At 60.8% G+C, this 17,832-nt stretch carries 15 protein-coding genes and 1 pseudogene; 9 read left to right on the top strand and 7 right to left on the bottom strand.

Going from position 1 to position 17,832, the window contains the following annotated elements; all coding sequences use genetic code 11:
* Positions 1-214: 214 nt before the first annotated feature.
* Complete coding sequence (locus JJD66_RS26925) at positions 215-1,120, bottom strand: hypothetical protein (RefSeq protein ID WP_034125701.1); 906 nt, start codon at positions 1,118-1,120, stop codon at positions 215-217.
* A gap of 412 nt (positions 1,121-1,532) precedes the next feature.
* On the opposite strand from JJD66_RS26925, the gene JJD66_RS26920 reads away from it, so the two are divergent.
* Complete coding sequence (locus JJD66_RS26920) at positions 1,533-2,216, top strand: response regulator transcription factor (protein WP_003191687.1); 684 nt, start codon at positions 1,533-1,535, stop codon at positions 2,214-2,216.
* Positions 2,194-3,585 (top strand): sensor histidine kinase, encoded by a 1,392-nt coding sequence (locus JJD66_RS26915; RefSeq protein WP_200649429.1) that lies wholly within the window; start codon positions 2,194-2,196, stop codon positions 3,583-3,585. The genes JJD66_RS26920 and JJD66_RS26915 overlap by 23 nt, the downstream gene beginning before the upstream one ends.
* A 7-nt stretch (positions 3,586-3,592) precedes the next feature.
* On the opposite strand, the gene JJD66_RS26910 is transcribed toward JJD66_RS26915, so the two are convergent.
* On the bottom strand, positions 3,593-5,194 hold the full coding sequence (locus JJD66_RS26910) for a L,D-transpeptidase family protein (protein WP_200649428.1): 1,602 nt from the start codon (positions 5,192-5,194) through the stop codon (positions 3,593-3,595).
* A 39-nt stretch (positions 5,195-5,233) separates the two neighbouring features.
* Here JJD66_RS26910 and JJD66_RS26905 point away from each other — a divergent pair, with 39 nt between their 5' ends.
* Positions 5,234-5,962, top strand: coding sequence for a murein L,D-transpeptidase catalytic domain family protein (locus JJD66_RS26905; RefSeq protein ID WP_019817186.1), 729 nt, complete (start codon positions 5,234-5,236; stop codon positions 5,960-5,962).
* A 30-nt stretch (positions 5,963-5,992) separates the two neighbouring features.
* Complete coding sequence (locus JJD66_RS26900) at positions 5,993-6,739, top strand: creatininase family protein (RefSeq protein WP_020301789.1); 747 nt, start codon at positions 5,993-5,995, stop codon at positions 6,737-6,739.
* A 68-nt stretch (positions 6,740-6,807) separates the two neighbouring features.
* Here JJD66_RS26900 and JJD66_RS26895 read toward each other — a convergent pair whose 3' ends face one another.
* Positions 6,808-7,149 carry a hypothetical protein gene (locus JJD66_RS26895; RefSeq protein ID WP_034125705.1) on the bottom strand — a complete coding sequence of 114 codons (342 nt, stop codon included), beginning with the start codon at positions 7,147-7,149 and terminating at the stop codon, positions 6,808-6,810.
* Positions 7,150-7,195: 46 nt separating this feature from the next.
* Entirely contained in the window at positions 7,196-7,840 is a 645-nt protein-coding gene (locus JJD66_RS26890; RefSeq protein ID WP_105226663.1) for an ATPase, read from the bottom strand.
* A gap of 138 nt (positions 7,841-7,978) precedes the next feature.
* Here JJD66_RS26890 and JJD66_RS26885 point away from each other — a divergent pair, with 138 nt between their 5' ends.
* Positions 7,979-8,263: a hypothetical protein gene (locus tag JJD66_RS26885; RefSeq protein ID WP_200649427.1), complete on the top strand. Its 285-nt coding sequence runs from the start codon at positions 7,979-7,981 to the stop codon at positions 8,261-8,263.
* Here the strand turns inward: JJD66_RS26885 and yfcF are convergent.
* The gene (gene yfcF / locus JJD66_RS26880) at positions 8,222-8,854 is read right to left on the bottom strand and encodes a glutathione transferase (protein ID WP_198716725.1); all 633 of its coding nucleotides are present in this window, start codon (positions 8,852-8,854) and stop codon (positions 8,222-8,224) included. The genes JJD66_RS26885 and yfcF overlap by 42 nt on opposite strands.
* A gap of 146 nt (positions 8,855-9,000) precedes the next feature.
* Here yfcF and JJD66_RS26875 point away from each other — a divergent pair.
* Positions 9,001-10,439, top strand: a pseudogene (locus tag JJD66_RS26875) (hypothetical protein).
* On the opposite strand, the gene JJD66_RS26870 reads toward JJD66_RS26875, so the two are convergent.
* Entirely contained in the window at positions 10,436-10,978 is a 543-nt protein-coding gene (locus JJD66_RS26870) for a DUF924 family protein (RefSeq protein ID WP_200649426.1), read from the bottom strand. The pseudogene JJD66_RS26875 and the gene JJD66_RS26870 overlap by 4 nt on opposite strands.
* A gap of 71 nt (positions 10,979-11,049) precedes the next feature.
* Between JJD66_RS26870 and JJD66_RS26865 the strand changes: the two genes are divergently transcribed.
* Positions 11,050-12,204 (top strand): DUF1624 domain-containing protein, encoded by a 1,155-nt coding sequence (locus JJD66_RS26865; protein WP_200649425.1) that lies wholly within the window; start codon positions 11,050-11,052, stop codon positions 12,202-12,204.
* Between the two features lie 247 nt (positions 12,205-12,451).
* Here JJD66_RS26865 and metE read toward each other — a convergent pair whose 3' ends face one another.
* On the bottom strand, positions 12,452-14,740 hold the full coding sequence (gene metE, locus JJD66_RS26860; RefSeq protein ID WP_200649424.1) for a 5-methyltetrahydropteroyltriglutamate--homocysteine S-methyltransferase: 2,289 nt from the start codon (positions 14,738-14,740) through the stop codon (positions 12,452-12,454).
* A gap of 344 nt (positions 14,741-15,084) precedes the next feature.
* Between metE and JJD66_RS26855 the strand changes: the two genes are divergently transcribed.
* Both JJD66_RS26855 and JJD66_RS26850 read left to right on the top strand, forming a co-directional pair.
* Complete coding sequence (locus JJD66_RS26855) at positions 15,085-16,182, top strand: carboxynorspermidine decarboxylase (RefSeq protein WP_032896982.1); 1,098 nt, start codon at positions 15,085-15,087, stop codon at positions 16,180-16,182.
* A gap of 28 nt (positions 16,183-16,210) precedes the next feature.
* Positions 16,211-17,455, top strand: coding sequence for a saccharopine dehydrogenase family protein (locus JJD66_RS26850; protein ID WP_200649423.1), 1,245 nt, complete (start codon positions 16,211-16,213; stop codon positions 17,453-17,455).
* Positions 17,456-17,832 lie beyond the last annotated feature (377 nt).

Raw genomic sequence — 17,832 nt, 5'->3', positions numbered from 1 at the left:
CTGACAAAGACTGATTGATCGTCGTATGCTTTTTCATGGGCTCGCCCTCGCTGTCGTTGGCTTCTATAAGAATGCCACCGTGGCGCATAGACGCCTCGGCTTGGGCGAGTCCATCTAATTACAATTAGTGCATGAAAATTGCGATCAGGATGATCACCGGAATCGGCACGCCGAGGAACCACAGCAGTAATGAGCGCATCATGTTCTCCTTGAATTAACGAACGTAGTTTTCGGTTTCGACGTACACCACGGCATCCCGGCGGCGGCCGCCGAAGGTGGCGGCGAAGCTGGCGAAGAACGCACCGATGAGCAGGGCCACGAAGGTCCACAGCGAGGTGTAGGCCGCTACTTTCGCAGCGGTGTCAGCGGCTTGCTTGGCTTTGAGTTTGGCGTCTTCAACAGCCTTGCGCGCGTCGCCATAGACCTTGTCGATACGGGCTTCGGCATCGGCCTGGCTAAGGTTGGTGCGTTGGCTGATCAGTTGGGCCAGGTAGGCGCGATCTTCCGCTGCCAGTTGGCCGTCGTTGCTCAACGTACGCGTCAGGATACGACCGACCACGGCGTGGGCTGCATCATCGCTGACCGCCGCTGGGCGATCATCGCGAAACAGGCTGTCGACGTAATAACCGAAGTCACCACTGTCGGCACCTTTTGCCGCGCTGCCGGCAGCTTGGGTGAGGCCGCTGGCGGCGCCCGATGCCACGCTGGCGCCAGCTTTCACGCCGCCGCTGACCACACTGCTGACCGAGCCAACCACCAGCATCGCCGTGATCAATGTGGCCACTGCCCACGCCAGGAAGCCATGGGCGGTGTCGCGAAAGTACACCTCGTCCCCGTGCATATTGGCCCACTTCACCCGCAAACGACCGGCGATGTAACCGCCCAGGCCCGACGCAACGATCTGGGTGAACGCCAGCCAGACAATTGTGGAAATGCCAAGGCCCTTGGCGCTGATACCGCTGTCAGCCCAGGGCGACACCGCCGAAAAGCCCAGGCCGAAGCCCAGCAATACCAAGATCAATGACAATGCAGCCGCCGCAGCGGCACCGGCGAAAATCGCCCCCCAGGAAACCCCGGAGAGCGTGCTTGACTCTTGCAGCGTGGATGAGGATGTGATCATTGTTGTTTTGCTCCAGGCACGAAAAATGATGTTACAAGTCTCAAAACGGACAGTGCAGGCAGCGTGCCAGTCGCAACAAAAAATAAAACTCTTTAATTTCAATAACTTATTTAAATTGAACTTAACAAGATCATGCAGATTGCAATAAAAAGCTGCTCCAAGCGGGCGATCTGCACTCCTCGACTTGACGAGCCCTCCTGTGGGAGCGGGCTTGCTCGCGAACGCGGTGTACCAGTCCCTGAATCTTCAACTGAACCACCGCGATCGCAGGCAAGCCAGCTCCCACACTGTTCTGTGTCGAATGTGGAAGTTGGTGTCGGTTTCAGGAAGATGAAGTTTTATTTAGGAAACATTCAGCAACTTCTTGGCAAAATGTCGCCACTTCTAGTGTGAACGCTCACCAGGTAATCCTATGACCCGCATTTTGACCATCGAGGATGACGCCGTAACGGCCCGCGAGATTGTCGCCGAGCTGAGTAGCCATGGACTGGACGTAGATTGGGTGGACAACGGCCGCGAGGGCCTGGTCCGTGCCGTGAGTGGGGATTACGACCTGATCACCCTCGACCGCATGCTGCCCGAGCTGGATGGCCTGGCCATCGTCACCACGTTGCGCACCATTGGGGTGTCTACGCCGATCCTGATGATCAGCGCCCTCTCCGATGTCGACGAGCGCGTGCGCGGCCTGCGTGCCGGTGGCGATGACTACCTGACCAAGCCGTTCGCCTCGGATGAAATGGCCGCCCGTGTCGAGGTGCTGCTGCGGCGTAAAAGCACGGTCCAGGAATTCGAAACCGCCCTGCGCGTGGCCGACCTGGAACTGAACCTGATCAGCCGCGAAGCCAGCCGGGCCGACCAGCCGCTGACCCTGCTGCCCACTGAATACAAACTGCTTGAATTCCTAATGCGCAACACCGGGCAGATCCTGTCGCGGATGATGATTTTCGAGGAAGTCTGGGGCTATCACTTCGACCCCGGCACCAACCTGATCGACGTGCACATTGGCCGTCTGCGCAAGAAAATCGACCCACCGGGCCTCACGCCGCTGATCCGCACGGTACGAGGCTCGGGCTATGTCATTGCTGAACCCCTCTAAAGGCTGGCGCTCTTCCAGCAGCCGCTTGCTGGCGCTGTACAGTTCGTTGTTCGTGGCGTGGAGTTGCATCCTCATGGGGGTGCTGTACTACGAGGTCTCAGGCTACCTCAGCGACTTGTCGCGCCATTCCCTGTTGCAGCGCCAGCATCTTTTCCAGCGTTTCGACGGCGAAGAACTGGTGGAAGCGCTGACCACCAGCATGACCTTCGACATGAAGGGTGTTGACGCCTATGGCCTGTTCGATGAGCAATTTCGCCCCTTGAGCGGGCCGATCCGCGCCGTACCACCCGACCTGCCGCTGGATGGCAAGATTTACGCCCTGACCAATTGCGTGCAATCCGATGACCCCAAACTGCCCAAGGACAGCTGCGATGCCGTGGCCACCCACACCGAAGACGGCCGCTGGCTGGTGTTGGTGCGCGCCAACGGCTCGTTGTTCGGAGTAACGCGGATTATCTGGCACGCCCTGCTGTGGGCGCTGTCCTTGACCATCATTCCTGGCGCTGCCGGCTGGCACCTGCTGCGCCGCCGCCCGTTGCGGCGCATTCGCGGGATCCAGGCCAGCGCCGAGGCCATCGTCGCCGGCGACCTCACGCACCGGTTGCCGCTGTCCAACCGGCGCGACGAGCTGGACATGCTCGCCGCCATCGTCAATGCCATGCTCGACCGCATCGAAAAACTGATGAACGAGGTCAAGGGCGTGTGCGACAACATCGCCCACGACCTGCGCACCCCGCTCACCCGCTTGCGCGCCCAGCTTTACCGCATCAAGCAACAAGCCGAGGAAGACTCGGCCCACGCGGTAAAGCTCGATGACGCCATCGCCGAAACCGACACACTGATGGCGCGTTTTCGCGGGCTGCTGCGCATCTCGGAACTGGAAGACCACCAGCGTCGCTCAGGCTTCCTGGTGCTGGACCCGCTGCCGTTGCTGCGCGAACTGCATGATTTCTACCTGCCCCTGGCCGAAGAAGGCGAACTGGAGTTGGTGCTGCAGGCGCCTGATTCACTGCCGTGGGTTACCGGTGACCGTGCGCTGTTGTTTGAAGCCCTGGCCAACCTGCTGAGTAACTCGATCAAGTTCACCCCGCCCAATGGCAAGGTGATCCTGCGAGCAGTCAACGACCTTGGGAGTACGCGCATCGAAGTGCTCGACTCCGGGCCAGGCATTCCGGCTGCCGAGCGCGCGTCGGTGTTCCAGCGTTTCTATCGGGTCGATGAGAGTGATCAGCAAGGCGGCTTTGGGCTGGGCCTGTCGATTGTGGCGGCGATCATCAACTTGCATGGCTTCAAGCTGGAGGTCGGCACCAGTGAGTTGGGCGGCGCCCGCCTGGTGCTGGAATGCCGCCAGCAACTGATGCCGGAATAAGCGTGCCCTAGAGCACGCTGCCCATGGCCTTGATCAACACCGGGTCACGCGCATAAATATCCGGCGCGTACACCAACTCGCCCTGGCGATCCACTTCTACCGTCCAATACCCCAACAGCACCGGTACCGGCGTGGCCAGCCTGAATTCATGAGTTTCGCCGGTCGCCAGCAGCTCATCGGTGCGGGTGCGTTCGGCGGGCGTTACCAGCAGATCGCGCAATAACAACGGTTGCTCGACCCGCACGCATCCCGAACTGAACGCCCGTGGGCCCTTGGTGAACAAGGGCTGGCTGGGGGTGTCATGCAGGTACACCGAATACGGATTGGGAAAGCGCATCACAATCTTGCCCAGCGGGTTACGCGGGCCGGCCTGCTGGCGCAGCAGGATATTGCCGGGGCGTGCCCAGTCGACTTGGTCGGGGGTCAATGGGTGACCTTCGGCGTCGAGCACTTGCAGGTTTTGCTGGCGCAGGTATTCAGGGTTGAGGCGGATGGCGGGCAGTTTGTCCTCGCGCATGATGGTCGGCGGGATGGTCCAGGTGGGGTTGAGGGTCAGCCGGGTGATGCGCGACTTGAGCAATGGCGTCTGGCGTTCGGCCCGGCCCACTTGCAGGCGGGTTTGCCACACCGGGATGCCGCTCTGATACACGCTCAGCTGCGCGGCGGCCACATTGACCACGACGCCTTCAGGCTCCAGGTCCTGGGCCAGCCAGCGGAAGCGCTCCAGGTTGATGCGCAGCTGTTCACGACGCACCGCCGGGCTGATATTGAGTTCGGCCACGGTGCCGGCGCCGACCACGCCGTCGGCCTGCAACGAGTGGCTGAGCTGGAACGCTTTCACCGCTTTGACCAGTTCGCCCTGGTATTGCTTGCCGTTGCCGCTGGGCAACTGGGCCAGGTAGCCACCGCTGTGCAGGCGCCGCGCCAGTTCCGGCACGCGTGGGTCGTTCATCCCCGGGCGCAACAACGCGCCCTCGGCGACCGGGTCCCAATGGGGCAGCGGTTGCTGGCGCACGCCGGCGTAGGCATTGCGCAGGCTGCGATACAAATCGGCGCTGGGCCGCGCCTGATCGAAGGCTTGGGCCATGTCTTGCAGGCCGGTGGCGGCGAACGCCAGTACCTCGGCATTAGGATCGCCGCTGGGCGGCTGTGAATGCCATAGAGGCTCAAAACGCGATTGCTGCAGGCGCCCGTAATGCAAATCTTGCAGGGCTTGCAGGTACTGCTGGCTGTTGGCGATATCGCTGCACAGCACGTTGGCCGTGGCATCCGCCGCAGGCAAGCTATAGTGGATGGGGTCCAGGCCATCGTCGGCAAGCATCAGCAACTGGCTGTGCAAGGCTTGCCGGCGTTCGTCAGCCGACCACAGCGGGGCATCGCCCTGCTGCTGATAAAAGGCTCGCAGGCGCACCAACGCGGCGGCATCGATACGCGGCGCAAGGTGCGGGCAGACGCTGGTCAACTGCGCCAACGCCTGTTGCAGTGGCGCCAGCGCGACCGGTGCAGGGGTGGTGACGGGCAATGGCTCCACCGGCAGCGTTTCGGCTGTAGCGACCAATGGTGCAACGAGCAGGCAAATGCTCAAGTAACATGCGTGTTTTTTGAACAATTGACTTAGCTCCACTCCACAGCGGGGACTCGACTGTAGATGCTGACTTTTATACGCTTGCTCAGGCTAACCAGCCTGGGCTTGATCACTGGGTGCCTGGCTTTATTGAGCAATGTTGCGCTCGCCGCCAATGGCACCTCTCCTTCCCTGTATAGCAGCCTGGCGCGCTCGGCTCCAGAACTCAATCCCACCGTACTGAAAAGCGCCCTGAGCGCCGTGCAGTGCGCGGTCAATAACGGCGAGGAACGTTCCGATCGCCTAGCGGTTATTGACTACTCCCAGCCCTCGACCGCCCGTCGCCTGTGGATCTTCGACCTGCGCAAAAAGACCCTGGTCTTGCGCGACCTGGTGGCCCACGGCGCCAAGTCCGGGGAAAACTTCGCCACCCAGTTCTCCAATCTCGAGGGCAGCCACCAGTCGAGCCTGGGGTTGTTCCGCACCCAGGAAAGCTACCTGGGCGCCCATGGCTACTCGCTGCGCATGGACGGTCTGGAACCCGGCTTCAATGACCAGGCCCGCGACCGTGCCATCGTGATTCATGCCGCCGACTACGTCAGCCCCTTGTGGAGCAAGCGCGAAGGCCGTATCGGCCGCAGCCAGGGTTGCCCGGCCGTGCGCCCGCAAGTTGCCCGTCAAGTGGTGGACAAGCTCAAGGACGGGCAGTTCATGTTTTCGTGGTACCCCGACCAGCGCTGGCTGAAGTCATCGACCTACCTCAATTGCAAACCCCAACAGGTGGCGAGTAGTCGTACAATCCGTGGCGGATAGCCTGTCCCCATAGATAAAAGAGAGCGTCGCATGCTTCTACACACCTCCACCTGGATCGAAATCGGGCAGTTCCTGGAACGCAGCCGCACGGTGGTGATTCCCATCGGTTCCAACGAGCAACATGGCCCCACCGGCCTGCTGGGCACTGACTGGATGTGCCCGGAGATCATCGCCCACCACGCCCAGAAGCACGCCGATATCCTGGTCGGCCCGACCTTCAATATCGGCATGGCCCAACACCACCTGGGCTTTCCCGGCACCATCTCCCTGCGCCCTTCCACCTTTATCGCCGCAATTGGCGACTGGGTGCGCTCGTTGGCCGGGCATGGTTTCGAAAAGATCCTGTTCCTGAACGGCCACGGCGGCAACATCGCCACGATTGAAGCGGCGTTCTCCGAGCTGTACGCCGAAGCCAGCTTCGCCCGCCGCCCGGCCGGGTTCGCGCTGAAGCTGGTGAACTGGTGGGACCTGGAAGGCGTCACTGACCTGGCCCAGCGTCAATTCCCGGTCGGGCATGGCAGCCACGCCACGCCGTCGGAAATTGCCGTGACGCAGTGGGCGTATCCGGACGCGATCAAGTCTGCCGACTACTCACCACGAATTGCCAACACCGGCCCGATCCGCGAGGCTCTGGACTTCCGTGCGCGCTTCCCTGACGGCCGCATGGGCTCGGACCCAGCGTTGGCTACTGTGGAGAAAGGCGGTGAGTTGGTGGCGTTGGCGGCGCAGGGATTGGTCAAGACTGTCGACAGCTTCAGCAACGAAGCCAAACCCTGATCCAAATGGGGCCAATACCCTGTATGACGTTGCCCCCGCCCACATTTGGATTTGCGTTGTGCCTGGGTTTATCTGCAATCCTGTGCGGCCTGCTCCAGCCGCGATGGCTTGATCGCCGAAGCCAGCGGCTTGCGCTCGTAAAGGAAGACCTTGGTGCCGTCCTGGGACTTGTAGGCCTCCAGCACATCATCGGCGGCAATCTTGCTGGTCAACAGCACCTTGGCGTGGCGCGAGTTCTGGGTGACGGTCGAGGTGATGCCGTGCTTTTCCAGCTTGGGCAATACGCATTGCACATAGCCGTCGGGGGTCTTGTTGGTTTGCAGGGTCAGTGATGGGGCATTGGGCGCCGTGATACAGCCGGTCAGCAATAACGAAGCACAAGCCAGGGCCGGGGCGAAGAAAGAGCGCATAAACATTCCTGAAAATAACCAAAAAGGGTTCACAACCATTCGCGGGTCAACCTGCGCGAACCAGGGCCTTGAGCGACGCATCGAACTGCTTCAGGGCATCTTGCTGTACATCGCGTTGTTGCTCGATCAGTGCAGCAATCTCCGGCGCCGCCTTGTCGTGCACCCACACTGACGGCACGTGCTTGTCCACCGAGCCTTCGGCCTTGGCGATAAACTGCAGGTTCGCGTCGTAGAAGCGTGCGACAAAGCGTGCTTCGACCCGGTCATTACGCTGGGTCAGCAATTGGTTATGGGTATCGAGCACCACAACCACATCCGGGTGCGCCTGCACCAGGGCATCCAGGCTGCTATAGACCGTCACCGAGAGAAAAGTGCCCTGCAACGAGTGCATCAACCAGTCGATCGCCAGTTCCGGGTCGGAGCTGTTGACGAACGCCTCGCGAATTCGCCCATCCAGGGCATCCTTGGCGCCGTTCAGCGCCATGGCGTGGTAGCGTTCAAGGTAGCTGAGGTTGTCGCGGGTGTTTTCACTGAACAACACCCCCACCGACTGGGCACGCTGCAGGGAGTCTACGCTACCCACCAGTGGCAGCAAATGGCCTGTACGCACTTCATCGGCCATCGCCGGGGTGGTCATGACCGCGGTGCCCAGCATCAGGGCCATCAAAGCCAACTGGATAATCGTCCTCATCGCGCATTTTCCTTGGGCTGCGTCTCGATGTGCAGATTCTGCGCGTTTGGCGAAAAAACAGAACTTGTGATCCTTGATGGTGACTATCATTTGAACCGATAGTGTCAGGCCGCCCATAAAATCTATAAGGACCCCGCCATGAAGCCCTACCAGAAAATCTTCGATCGTATCCGCGAGGCAGTCCTGCCAGAGTTTCGCGAGCGAGTCGCCGACTACCTGGTCGAGTACGAAACCGTGCTGCTGGACCCACACGCCGACGCTGCAAAAGGCAGCGCCAGCGCTGAGCAACTGCGCGGCTACTTGCGCGGTTTGAACACCATGCGTGTTCTGGGCATGGCCGATTGGGAAGACCTCGACCGGCGTGTCGCCCAGCAGGCAGAGCTAGAGCGCGGGCCGTCGCAGCTCGACCCACTCGCGCACTGACGGCCGCTGCCACTGGCGTTGCGCGTAGGCCACCAGTTGCGCTGGCACCGGGTCGCCATTGAGGATCAGGCGATTGAGCATCACCGCCAGGTCCACATCGGCAATCGACCACTGCCCGCACAGGTACTCACGGTTATCCGCCAGCAAGGCTTGCGCCGCGCTGATCAACTTGGTCGCGGCGGCTTGAGCCTCTGCTGACAACGGCGGCCTCTTCTGCCCGCAGAACACCACCAGCGTCGAGCGCTCCTGGCGAATCGGCAGCAAGTCGCTGCGCAACCACGCTTGAACCTGTCGCGCCCTCGCCCGCTGCTGCACATCCGCCGGGTACACGCTGCTCTCGGGGTAGGCCTGGTCCAGGTACTCGGTGATGGCCGAAGACTCCGACAGCGCAAAATCACCGTCCAGCAGGGTCGGCACTCGCTGGGTCAGGGAGCGTTGGGCGTAATCTGCCGCCTGGTTTTGCCCGGCATCGAGGTCCAGGGTGAGGGTCTCGAACGCCAGGCCTTTTTCGCGCAAGGCGACAAACACCGACATGGCATAGGGGCTGGTGAACAGCGAATCAACGTAGAGGTGCAGCGGGCCTTGGCTCATGGGCAATCTCCTGGTGTGAGCCATCACGCTACGAGATCCGGGCCGATAAAGACAATGCAGGGTTTTTATGGGGGCATTCCTGGCGGGAATAGCGCGGCTAGTGGCAATATTATGGCTACCGCTGATTTTCAAGGAAGGAACAGCACATGAAACAAGCAGTTGTGGTTATCCACGGCATCGGCGAACAGCGCCCAATGGACACCTTGCGCGGCTTTGTCGAAGCGATGATCCCCGCGGACACCCCCGATGGCACACCTCTGTACTGGAGCAAGCCGGATCGGCTGTCGCGCAACTTCGACCTGCGCGTACTGAAGGCCTCGGGCCGTACCTCGACGGATTTCTATGAGTACTACTGGGCCCACAAGATGCAGGGCACCAAGTTCGGCCATCTGCTGGGCTGGCTGTGGGACATCTTCAAGCGCCCGCGTCGCGACATTCCCGAGGCCATCGTGCCGATCTGGCGCAGCACGCGCTGGACGGTGCTGGTGTTATTGCTGTTGGTTGCCAGCGGTACATTGGCCACGGCCTGGGGCCAATTGCCCCTTAGCGACAACCCCTTCGCGCTGATTCCCTGCTGCTCGCGGCCATGGGACTGGCGCTGCGCTATTCGGCGCTGGCGTACCTGGGAGACGCCGCACGCTACCTCAGCCCCAACCCGCAGAATGTGATGGTGCGCGAGCAGATCCGTGCTGATGGTGTAGACCTGCTGCGTGCCCTGCATAACCAGGGTGACTACGAGCGCATCATCGTCGTGGGTCACAGCCTGGGCAGCGTGATTGCCTATGACATCGTCGGCTACCTCTGGCATGAACATCACGACCAACTGACCCAACTGATCCCCAGCAACCGTGAGCTGGCGGCCCGTTATGCCAACCGCGAACCGCTGCAACCGGTGGTCAAGGAGGCCCTGCCCGCCGCCGGCGCCTTGCTGGACGGCAGCCTGGGTAGCCTGTTGAATTTTCGTCAGCAACAGGCCGAGGCGTTTGTCGAACAACGCGGCCTGGGCAGCCTGTGGCGCATCACCGACCTGGTCACGGTCGGCAGCCCGATGGCCCACGCCAGCCTGTTGCTGGGCCGCAGCGTCAGTGACTTCAAACAGCGCATGGAACGTCGCGAAGCCCCGGCCTGCCCGCCGACCGAAGACACCCAAGGCTACGGCTACAACGCCCGCCAACCGCTGATGCTCGGCCAAAAGCCCTTCACCCCGCACTACCTGCACCACGCTGCAGCCTTTGCCGTCACGCGCTGGACCAACCTGTACTTCCCTGCCCCCTTCGGCTTGTTCGGCGATATCGTCGGCGGCCCGGTCAAGCCTGTGATGGGCGGCGGCGTGCTGGACTTGCCGGTGACCGTGGGCAACGGCAAAGGCTGGCTGGCCAAGTCCTGGCTCAGCCACACTCACTATTGGAGCGAACGCGGCGGTGCCCAGGGTTACCTCGACGCACTGGGCAAGGATGAACAGGCGATCACACAAGGCCCGCGTCCTTCAGCCACTGAAGCGTTGCGTTGGGCGATAGACCTCAAGGGCGTGCGGCGGTTTCGCCGTGTCGCCACCCAGCAGAGCCTGGCGTCAGAGCACGCCTAACCGGCGAAGCCACCGGCCTTGAGGAAGGCGAGTTCTTCATCGGTGCTCGCCCTGCCCAACACCCCATTACGATGGGGAAACCGCCCGAACCGCTTGATGATGTCGGCATGCTCCTTGGCCCAGTGGTAGGTGCTGGCATCCAACTGCTGGTTCAGGGCCAGGGAGCGTTGCTGGTCCTGCGGGTCTTCCGAATGTTCAAAAGGCAAATAGCAGAACGCGCGCAACTGAGGTTCAACCTGTTGATCCAATCCCGCGTCCACCATCTTTCGCGCATAAAACCGCGCCAGCGGGTCGGTGGCGAACATATGCGCCGTGCCGCGAAAGGCGTTGCGCGGGTACTGATCCAGCAGGATCAATAACGCCAGCGCGCCATCCGCCGTGGTCAACCAATCTTCGAGTTCACGCCGTGCAGCCTGCATATGAGCCGCGTTGAATCTATCGCGAAAGTCCCTATCGAACCCCTCGTCCTTGGCAAACCAACGCTTGGGCCCCGCCTGTTTCCAGAACGCGATTACAGCTTCGGCCGAGTGTGGGGTCATGCTTGTCATCAGCGCCTCGCTTAATGTTATAGAATAACGTCAATATTTTGCCTGCGTGTGATCCTTAACTTATGACTGACGCTATGACTTTACGCAAACGCCTGCTGTCCATCGACGCCCTGCGCGGCCTGGTGATCCTGTTCATGTTGCTGGACCACGTGCGTGAAACCTTCTTGCTGCACCGCCAGGTCAGCGACCCCATGAGCATAGACAGCACCGAGCCTGCGTTGTTTTTCAGCCGCACCCTGGCCCACTTGTGCGCGCCGGTGTTTGTGCTGCTCACCGGATTGTCGGCTTGGCTGTACGGCCAGAAATATCAGGGTCGTCGCGACGTGTCGGCATTCTTGTTCAAGCGCGGGCTGTTCCTGGTGGTGCTGGAATTTACCCTGGTCAACTTCGCGTGGACCTTCCAACTGCCGCCCAGCGTGATCTACATGCAAGTGATCTGGGCCATCGGTATCAGCATGATCGCGCTTGCCGCGTTGGTCTGGCTACCGCGTGCCTGGCTGATCGGCTTGGCGCTGGTGATTATCGCCGGGCACAACCTGCTCGATGGGCTGCACTTCGCACCGGTTTCGATGTTGCATGTGCCGTGGGCCATCCTGCATGAACGCAACTGGATTGAAGTCTCTGAAAACCTGCGCCTGCGCACCACCTACCCGGTGCTGCCATGGATCGGTGTGATTGCCCTGGGTTACGGCCTCGGGCCATGGTTTGCCAACGCCACGCTGCCGGCTGTGCGTCAGCGTTATTTACTGGTCGCAGGGGTGGGCGCGTTGGTGGGCTTTGGGTTGTTGCGAGCGCTCAACGGCTATGGCGAGCAGCCTTGGCAGGCGTATGACAGCAGCGTGCTGACGCTGATGAGCTTTTTCAATATCACCAAGTACCCGCCTTCGCTGTTGTTCCTGGCGTTGACCCTGGGGATTGGCTTGCTGTTGCTGCTGGCGTTTGAACGCGCCGGGCATAAGCGCTGGATCGGTGTGCTGGCAGTGTTCGGCGCGGCGCCGATGTTCTTTTATCTGTTGCACCTCTATGTATTGAAAATACTCTATGTGGCTTGCGTTGCGCTGTTTGGCCTCAACCATGGCACTTATTTTGGCTTCGACGGTATCGGTGCAGTGTGGTTGGCTGCACTGCTGTTGCCGATTGCCCTGTACTTGCCCGTGCGTTGGTTCGCCGGCCTGAAAGCACGGCGGCGCGACCTGGCGTGGCTCAAATACCTCTGACCTGATGCAGGCAAATTGTGCGGGGCGGTGTGTCAGCCACTGAATATTCAACTGAACCACCGCTTTCGCAGGCAAGCCAGCTCCCACGCTGGTTACGCATCGCCCACACAATCAGCACCTGCCACAGATCCCCTGTGGGAGCGGGCTTGCTCGCGAATGCAGTCTTTCAGTCACAGCAGCAGTGGCTGACACACCGCCTTCGCGAGCAAGCCCGCTCCCACAGTTTTAACCGCGCCAGGCTCAGGAATCAGGCCAGTTCGGCACGCAGTTGTCGAGCGGCGGTGACCATATGAATGAGCGCCGCTTCAGTCTCCGGCCAGCCCCGCGTCTTCAAGCCGCAATCGGGGTTCACCCATAAGCGCTCTGCCGGAATCCGCTTGGCGGCCTTGCGCAGCAAGTTGGCCATTTCCGAGGCATCCGGCACCCGTGGCGAGTGGATGTCGTAGACCCCCGGGCCGATCTCATTCGGGTAGGCGAAGGCTTCGAACGCGTCGAGCAGCTCCATATCCGAGCGTGAGGTTTCGATGGTGATCACGTCGGCATCCATGGCGGCGATGGACTCGATCACATCGTTGAACTCGCTGTAGCACATGTGGGTGTGGATCTGGGTTTCATCGCCCACGCCACTCGCGCACAAACGAAACACTTCAGTCGCCCAATCCAGGTAGTGCTGCCACTGCGCCTGGCGCAACGGCAAGCCCTCACGAAAAGCCGCTTCGTCGATCTGCACGATCTTGATGCCGGCCGCTTCCAGGTCCACCACTTCGTCACGAATCGCCAGGGCCAGTTGCCGGGCCTGCACTTCGCGGCTCAGGTCTTCCCGTGGGAACGACCACATCAACATGGTCACCGGGCCTGTGAGCATGCCCTTCATCACCTTGTCGGTGAGGCCTTGGGCATAGCGAATCCACTCCACGGTCATGGCGTTCGGGCGGCTCAGGTCACCGACAATCACTGCGGGTTTCACACAGCGCGAACCATAGCTCTGCACCCAGCCGAACCGGGTGAACGCGTAGCCATCCAGTTGTTCGGCGAAGTACTCGACCATGTCGTTACGCTCGGCTTCACCGTGCACCAACACGTCCAGGCCAAGGTTTTCCTGCACCTCGACAGCGTGCTTGATCTCACTGTGCATGGCTTCGACGTATTCGGCGTGGCTCAACTTGCCGGCCTTGTAGGACTGGCGCGCCAGGCGGATCGAAGCGGTCTGTGGAAACGAGCCGATGGTGGTGGTCGGGAACAATGGCAGATCAAGCCCGGCTCGCTGTTTCACGATGCGCTGGGCAAACGGCGACTGACGCTGGCTGCCCCGTGCAGTGATGGCCGCTACACGAGCTTGAACGGCAGGCTTGTGAATACGTGGCGATGCAGCGCGAGCTGCCTGTACTGCGCGGCTCTCAGCCAGGGCGGTGAGTACGCCAGGGGCTTGGGGCTGATCGACGGCCTTGGCCAGTAGCGCCACTTCCGCGCACTTCTGCACGGCGAAGGCCAGCCAGCTTTTCAGTTCGGCATCCAACTGGTCTTCCCGCTCCAGGTCCACCGGGCTGTGCAGCAGCGAGCAGGACGGCGCGACCCACAGGCGATCGCCCAACTTCTCATGGGCATGCTGCAAGGTGGCCAGGGCTTTTTCCAGGTCGCAACGCCACACGTTTCGGCCGTTGACCACGCCCAGGGACAGCACCTTGTACGCTGGCAGGCGATCGAGGATGGTCGGGTACTGGTCCGGCGCACGCACCAGGTCGATATGCAGGCCATCCACCGGCAGGTTGGCAGCCAGGCCAAGGTTTTCTTCCAGGCCGCCGAAGTAAGTGGCCACCAATTTTTTCAGTGGGTCGCGCTGGATCAGGTTATAGGCGCGCTCAAAAGCGTTCTTCCAGTCCTGGGGCAGATCGAGCACCAGGATTGGCTCGTCGATCTGCACCCACTCCACGCCCAATTCGGCCAGGCGCTGGAATATCTGGCCATACAGCGGCAGCAGTCGCTCGAGCAGGTCGAGCTTGTCGAAGTCAGCGCCCTTGGCCTTGCCCAGCCACAAATAGGTCAGCGGGCCGATCACCACGGGCTTGACGCTGTGCCCCAGGTCGAGGGCCTCCTGAACCTCTTCGAAGAGTTGGTCCCACGCCAGGTGGAATTGCTGATCGACGCTGAACTCCGGCACCAGGTAGTGATAGTTGGTGTCGAACCACTTGGTCATCTCCTGGGCATGGGCACCGCCGCAGCAGCTGTCACTGACGCCACGCGCCATGGCGAACAAGGTATGCAACGTGGCCTGGCCATCGGCCGGCCGGAACCGCTCAGGGACCACGCCGAACATCAGCGAGTGGGTCAGCACTTGGTCGTACCAGGCGAAATCACCGACCGGCAACAGTTCGATACCGGCTTGCTGTTGCAGGGCCCAGTGGGTGCTGCGCAAATCACGGCCAACGGCGCGCAGGCCGGCTTCGTCGAGCTCACCCTTCCAGAACGCTTCCTGCGCTTTTTTCAGTTCACGATCGCGTCCAATGCGTGGAAACCCGAGGGAATGAGCGACTGCCATGACTTACAACTCCGATGGTGTGATTGATGGCGGTCATTGTCGGCAGAGGGGTGTCTTGAGACAAACTCATTCTGTTCTAGATCATCACAAGATTTACTCATGTTCAGGTAAACATGATATTCGCGGCGCTATTGTTGATGTGTGGGGTGCCAGGACGGCCGTCATCGCGGCCTCGCTTAGGCTCGAGCGCTCCCACAGGAGGCGGCATGATTCTTATGAACGGTCATACTTACGCCCTATGCTTAACGTGGCGCGCAAAATCCGCCGGCTAACCTTTCGATCTGTTCCAAGTGCGGGCACAATGCGTGTCCTTTTTTGGCAGGCACCGCCGCAGGCTCTCAAAAATGATCAAAACGCCGTACTACCTCATCGATAAACAGAAGCTTCTGGTCAACATGCAGAAGATTGCCTACGTGCGCGAACAGTCCGGCGCCAAGGCTCTGCTGGCGCTCAAGTGCTTTGCCACCTGGTCGGTATTCGACTTGATGCAGCAATACATGGACGGCACCACCTCGTCGTCGCTGTATGAGCTCAAGCTCGGTCGCCAGAAGTTCGAAGGCGAAGCGCACGCCTACAGCGTGGCCTGGGCCGACGATGAAATCGAAGAGATGCTGGAGAACTGCGACAAGATCATCTTCAACTCCATCAGCCAGCTTCAGCGTTTTGCCGAACGCAGCGAAGGCAAGACCCGCGGCCTGCGTGTGAACCCGCAGGTGAGCAGCTCTGACTACCTGCTGGCCGACCCGGCGCGCCCGTTCAGCCGCCTGGGCGAGTGGGACCCGGTGAAGATCGATGGCGTGATCGATCAGATCTCCGGCTTCATGTTCCACAACAACTGCGAGAACGGCGACTTCAGCCTGTTCGACAAGATGCTCGGCACCATCGAGGAACGCTTCGGTGCGCTGCTGCACAAGGTCAAGTGGGTCAGCCTCGGCGGCGGCATCCATTTCACCGGCGAAGGCTATGCACTGGATGCATTCTGCGCACGGCTCAAAGCGTTCTCCGAGAAGTACGGCGTGCAGGTCTACCTGGAACCCGGCGAAGCGGCGATCACCAACAGCGCCTCCCTGGAAGTCACCGTGCTCGACACTCTCTACAACGGCAAGAACCTCGCCGTGGTCGACAGCTCCATCGAAGCCCACCTGCTGGACCTGCTGATCTACCGCCTCAACGCCAAACTGGCGCCGAGCGAGGGTGAACACACCTACATGGTGTGCGGCAAATCCTGCCTGGCCGGGGACATCTTCGGCGAGTATCAATTTGATCGTCCGCTGGCCATCGGCGATCGGCTGTCGTTCATCGACACCGCAGGCTACACCATGGTCAAGAAAAACTGGTTCAACGGCCTGAAAATGCCGTCCATCGTAGTGAAACAACTCGACGGTACAGTCGAGGTGGTTCGTGAATTTGGTTACGACGACTACCTGTCCAGCCTGTCCTGAGCTGGCGGATAAAGGAGAGATAAAGCAATTGAAAAAGAACGTTCTTATCATTGGTGCAGGAGGTGTCGCCAAGGTGGTGGCCCACAAGTGCGCGCAGCACAACGACGAACTCGGTCGTATTGCTATCGCGTCGCGCAACATCTCCAAATGCCAGGCCATCATCGACAGCGTCAAGGCCAAGGGTAGCCTCAAGGTTCCCGCCGATATCCAAGCCTTCGCGCTGAACGCCCTGGACGTGGAAGCGACCAAGGCCCTGATCCGCGAGACTGATTCGCAGATCGTCATCAACGTCGGCTCCGCCTTCCTCAACATGTCGGTACTGCGTGCCTGCATCGACACGGGCGTGGCTTACCTCGACACCGCCATCCACGAAGAGCCGGGCAAGGTCTGCGAGACCCCGCCGTGGTACGGCAACTACGAGTGGAACCACCTGCAAGAGTGCAAACAGAAGAACATCACCGCCATCCTTGGCGTGGGCTTCGACCCAGGTGTCGTCAACGCGTATGCCGCGCTGGCGCAGCAACAGCATTTCGACCGCATTGATTCGATCGACATTCTCGACGTCAATGCCGGCTCCCATGGCAAATACTTCGCCACCAATTTCGATCCGGAAATCAACTTCCGCGAATTCACCGGGCAGGTGTGGAGCTGGCAGAACAGCCAGTGGACCAGCAACGCCATGTTCGAAGTCAAACGCACCGACGACCTGCCGGTAGTCGGTTCGCAGAACCTCTACCTCACCGGCCACGATGAAGTGCACTCGCTGTCGAAAAACCTCGACGTGCCCAACGTGCGTTTCTGGATGAGCTTTGGCGAACACTACATCAACGTGTTCACCGTGCTGAAAAACCTCGGCCTGCTCTCCGAACAGCCGGTCAAGACCGCCGAAGGCCTGGAAGTGGTGCCGCTGAAAGTGGTCAAGGCCGTGCTGCCCGACCCGTCTTCGCTCGCCCCGGGCTACACCGGCAAGACCTGCATCGGTGACTTGGTCAAAGGCACCAAGGATGGCCAACCGCGTGAGATGTTCATCTACAACGTGGCTGATCATGAAGAGGCCTATGCCGAGACCGACAGCCAGGGCATCTCCTACACCGCAGGCGTACCACCGGTAGCCGCTGCGCTGCTGGTGGCGCGTGGCGAGTGGGATGTGAAGCACATGGCCAACGTCGAGGAACTGCCGGCCGAGCCGTTCCTGAAAGCGCTGGATGTGATGGGCTTGCCGACTCGGATCAAAGACGAGAACGGTGATCGGGCCTGGGATGCGACGGCCTGATAGGCCATAGCTGACCGAGCAAAAGAATGCGCCCCAAGGGGCGCATTCTTTGTTTGGGCTCACCTACAATTCGAAGAACAATGAGGATCAAAATGTGGGAGCTGGCTTGCCTGCGATGGCGGCGTGTCAGTCAATTAATCTGTCACTGGACCACCGCTTTCGCAGGCAAGCCAGCTCCCACACTGGTTATGGGTTGCCCACAGAATCGGCACCAGGCATAGATCCCTGTGGGAGCGGGCTTGCCCGCGAAGGCGGCGTGTCAGTCACTGAATATTCAACTGAGCCACCGCTATCGCAGGCAAGCCAGCTCCCACACTGGTTGTGGGTTGCCCACAGAATCGGCACCAGGCATAGATCCCTGTGGGAGCGGGCTTGCC

Source organism: Pseudomonas sp. MF6751 (assembly GCF_016613265.1).
GTDB lineage: Bacteria > Pseudomonadota > Gammaproteobacteria > Pseudomonadales > Pseudomonadaceae > Aquipseudomonas > Aquipseudomonas fluorescens_BV.
This window is presented reverse-complemented; position numbering and strand designations above follow the sequence as displayed.